A 4,221-nucleotide genomic window follows, 5' to 3' on the forward strand; every position below is an offset into this window, starting at 1 on the left:
GTACCGGCTGAAGGTGCAGCCATTGGCGCACTCGGACTGGGCGATCTCGTTCTCATGGTGGGGGAAGATCAGGTCCTGCCCACCGGCGTGCAGGTCGATGGTATTGCCCAGATGCTTGCGGGCCATGGCGCTGCACTCGATATGCCAGCCGGGACGGCCGTGGCCCCACGGGCTTTCCCAATAGGGTTCGCCGGGCTTGGCCGCCTTCCAGACAGCAAAATCAGCGGGGTCCTCTTTCAGATCGTCATCCATCTGGCTGCGCAGAGCACGGTTGCCGCTCTCCAGATCGTCCAGATTCAGATGGCTCAGCTTGCCGTAGCCGGGGTCGGACTTAACGCGGAAATAGACATCCCCGTTGCGAGCCACATAGGCGTGGCCGGACTCCACCAGATCTTTGACGATCTTGATGATCTCTCCGATATGCTCGGTGGCGCGGGGGCGCACGGTGGGTTCCTCCACGTTCAGGCCCTCGGAGTCCTTGATGTACTCGGCCTCAAACTTGCGGGCCACCTCCTGCATAGAGATGCCCTCCTGCTGGCCTTTCTGGATCAGCTTATCGTCAATGTCGGTGATGTTGGAAACATAGTAGACCTTGTTGCCGCAGTATTCCAGATACCGGCGCAGCGTGTCGAAGACGATCATGGGCCGGGCGTTGCCAATATGGATATAGTTGTAAACCGTCGGGCCGCAGACGTAGATGCGATATTCGCCCTCCTTCTGCGGGACAAACTCCTCTTTCTGACGAGTCATGGTGTTAAAAATCTGCATGGTGACACAATCCTTTCCGAATGCAATGGTCTCCGGTGGTTCTATTATAGTCGCCGCAGCACGGCGTTGCAAGCCTTTAGCTGGGATTCGCAAACTGCGTTTCCAACGAATCCCATACCGCACTGAAATTATAGGGGAACTGGGCGTCCTCCTCAGCCAGCCAACGGCGGTAGGTGTCCAATTCCTCCACCGTGGGGGCCTGCACCCGGCGATAGGCCGTGATAGTATAGCCGTTGCCCATATCAAAGGTGGCCGCCACCTCGAAGGGATGGTAGGTTTCCTGATTTTCCAAAAAGGCAGCGTTAATCTTTTCGGTGTGGTTGTTGGGGTCAAAGGGCGTACAGGTCAGTACCACCTGCGCGGTAAAGATCTCTTTGGGGAAGGCATCGTTGCCCGGGTTGACCGCACCGTAAGGCAAAATCGTGCGGATGCTTTCATCGGGCAGGGCTGCCGCCCGGAAGACATCGGGACTGTAAACCGACCCGTGGCAAATCATATAGGCGGAGTTTTCCCCCGTGCAGTTGGCCCGCAGCCAATCGTTGACCTGCTGGATCTGGGCCATATCTTCCCGCTCGCTGTCCAGATAGAAATAAAGACCGCTGTATACCTCTGCCGGGAACAGCACTGGCAGCAAAAAACTGCAGGCGCCGAAGTTCAGCATGCACATACCGCTCAGCGCCACTGCCGGCACGACCCGCAGCCAACGCCGGGGCAGATCGGCCACCGCCGCCGCGCAGAGAAAACAACCCAACAGGTAAAAAGGCGCCACCGCCAAGGATTGGTGGTCGTCCATGTTCTGTACCCGGGTGACCATCAGAATGGTAAAGATGCCCCCAGCAGCAGACAATACAGTAAGGAATCTTAGCTTGTTTTTATACAGTCCGTATAGAATGCCAATCAGAAGCACGACCAGCAAAAAGCCGCCCAGATAGATCCGCTGGTTGTTCAGCTCGGACAGAAAGCCGCCGGTCTGGTAAGTCGCGTACCGGTCGCTGTAATCGGCACGGATAATTCGCCAGAACATGGGAGCCAACGGCAGTCCCACACAGAGCAACGAGGCCACCGCAAACTGCACAAACCGCACCAACGCACCGCGATCGCGGCGGCGCCAAGCCAGCACCAGCACACGGATACCGTAGAACAAAAACAGGGTAACGACGGTGAACATATAGCTGCGGCGGGTGAGCATCAGCAACCCGGTGAAGGTGGTGATGCTGACCAGACGCCCCAGCGCCGGGCGGTCAAAGTCATAACCGGTGAGCAGTGCCATCAGCATAAAGGCGAAGGCCACCCCCAGCACGTCGGGCATACCGCGGTAGAGCGCCACATGCAGCAGCGGCAGCAACAGCACAAAAGCCATCCCCACCGCCGTGAAAATTCGCGGTGCCCGCAGCTTCAGTTGACGTCGCAGCACCATAAGCAGCATCAAAGCGCCGAAGTAGACCAGCGACGGGAAGAGCACCGCACAGAGGATGGCGAAGGTATTGGCCGTCCGCGCCGTGAACATAAAGAAGGGTTCCAGCAGAATGTTGATGACAAAGGGGGCATAGTCGTTGAACCAGGTCTTATAGATCGTGGAGCCTACCCCCATAAAAACGCCATCGGCAAAGTTGGATTCCAACCGCACCTGCAAGTTGTAGTAGGTGGCGTTGTCCCAGAGGTAGAGACTTTGACGGCCAAGCATGGCGTGAAGGTAGAAGGCGGCGTTGAGCAGACAGCAGACTGCCAGCAGCACACCGTCAAACCGGGTCATCCGGGCGCCCACAGCCCGCCACGCCCGACGGTACAGACAGAAAGTACCCAACAGCGCCGTGCAGCAGAGCAAGAGCAGCCAGATATCCACCGGGTTTCGGCCGCTGCCCAGCGCATCTACCGCCTGCAAAACCGGCAGGAATTGGGCGGCGGTACTGAACAAAAACTTAACGGAAAAAATGCACAGCAAAACCAGAACGGCCCGCTCAGCGCGGGTCATTCTGGCAAAAAGCTGCTGTATTTTTGCGCGGGGTGTAAAATGGAACAAAGCAGTGTACTCCTGTTCTTATTTTGCCTGCATGAAGCAAGCGCGGTTCTGCCACAGATAGATGCAGCCCGACAGCAGCGTAGCCGCAGCCACCAGCCAGGTGAGTACCATCGTGATAAGTCCCACCCCCGCAATGTCGGTGGGATTGCCCAACGCAGCGGCAAAGTAGTAGAAGATGATGGTCAGCATCTGCAGCACCGTTTTGACCTTACCCCACATGTTGGCGGCAATGACGGTACCGGACTCGGCAGCGATCATCCGCACACCGGCCACTGCAAATTCCCGGAAGAGGATGATAGCCAGCACCACCGGCGAGCAGACCCCGTCAGCCACCATGTAGATGAAGGCCGCGGTAGTCAGGCATTTGTCTGCCAACGGGTCCATAAACTTGCCAAAATCGGTAACCAGATGATTTTTGCGGGCGATGTAGCCGTCCAAAAAGTCGGTAATGCTGGCCACCGTAAAGATCACCCCCGCCACCAGCATGAAGGTGGGGTTATAGTCAGCGGTTCCGTAGCGGCTGAACGCTGCGAACACCATAAATACGGGCACGAGCAGGACCCGCAGCATCGTCAGTTTGTTAGGCAGATTCATGGCTCAATCCTCCAGTTTTTCCTCCACGTAACCGTAGAGGTCGTAGGTGTCGGCATCGGTGATGGTGACCAGATAAAAAGCACCGGTCTCCAGCGGGGTATCCGCCGGAGTCAGCACGTTGCCGTCGATTTCGGGACAATCGGCCTTGGAACGCAGTAAGTACATGCCGGTCTCATCGTCCACACCGTCGCAAATGCATTCCAGCGTCTGGCCCACCATCTCTTTTTCCCGGTCGGCACTGACTTCGGCCTGCAATTCCATGATATGGTCGGCACGGCGCTGCTTGGTTTCCTCGTCCAACTGACCGTCCATCTTGGCCGCCACGGTGTTTTCCTCGGCGGAGTAGGCAAAGCAGCCCAGCCGGTCAAACCGCATGGTTTTTACAAAGTCGCACAGCTCGGCGTACTGTTCCTCGGTTTCACCGGGGAACCCGGCAATCAAGGTGGTGCGCAGCGTAATGCCGGGGATGGCTGCCCGCAGACGGGCAATGGCATCCTCGATGTCGGCGCGGCCGCCCCGACGGTTCATCGCTTTGAGCACCGCGTCATCGCAGTGCTGAATGGGCAGATCCAGATACGGCACCACCTTGGTGTTGCGCACCATGGCGGCGATAAAGGCATCGCTGATTCGTTCCGGGTAGGCGTAAAGGATGCGGATCCAGCGGATACCATCGATCTCTTGCAGGCGGTCCAGCAGTTCGCAGACGGCGCCGGGTTTGCCCCAATCCTCGCCATAAGCGGTGGGGTCCTGTGCCACAAGGATCAGCTCCCGCACCCCTTCCCCCGCCAGCCAGCGGGCTTCGGCCACGCAGTCCTCCAACGGGCGGCTGCGCAGCGGGC

Annotated in this window: 4 protein-coding genes; all 4 read right to left on the reverse strand. The window is 58.2% G+C overall.

From position 1 onward, the window contains the following. Positions 1-768: cysteine--tRNA ligase (gene cysS / locus Q0526_RS08650; protein ID WP_298732568.1), on the reverse strand; the 768-nt coding region annotated here is incomplete at its 3' end. Between the two features lie 76 nt (positions 769-844). Then, positions 845-2,788 (reverse strand): hypothetical protein, encoded by a 1,944-nt coding sequence (locus Q0526_RS08655; RefSeq protein WP_298732570.1) that lies wholly within the window; start codon positions 2,786-2,788, stop codon positions 845-847. An 18-nt stretch (positions 2,789-2,806) separates the two neighbouring features. Next, positions 2,807-3,382, reverse strand: a complete 576-nt coding sequence (gene pgsA / locus Q0526_RS08660; RefSeq protein WP_298732572.1) for a CDP-diacylglycerol--glycerol-3-phosphate 3-phosphatidyltransferase — start codon at positions 3,380-3,382, stop codon at positions 2,807-2,809. A gap of 3 nt (positions 3,383-3,385) precedes the next feature. Beyond that, a partial coding sequence (locus tag Q0526_RS08665) for a radical SAM protein (protein WP_298732574.1) occupies positions 3,386-4,221 on the reverse strand: 836 nt, incomplete at its 5' end.

It is taken from the genome of uncultured Subdoligranulum sp. (assembly GCF_937890665.1).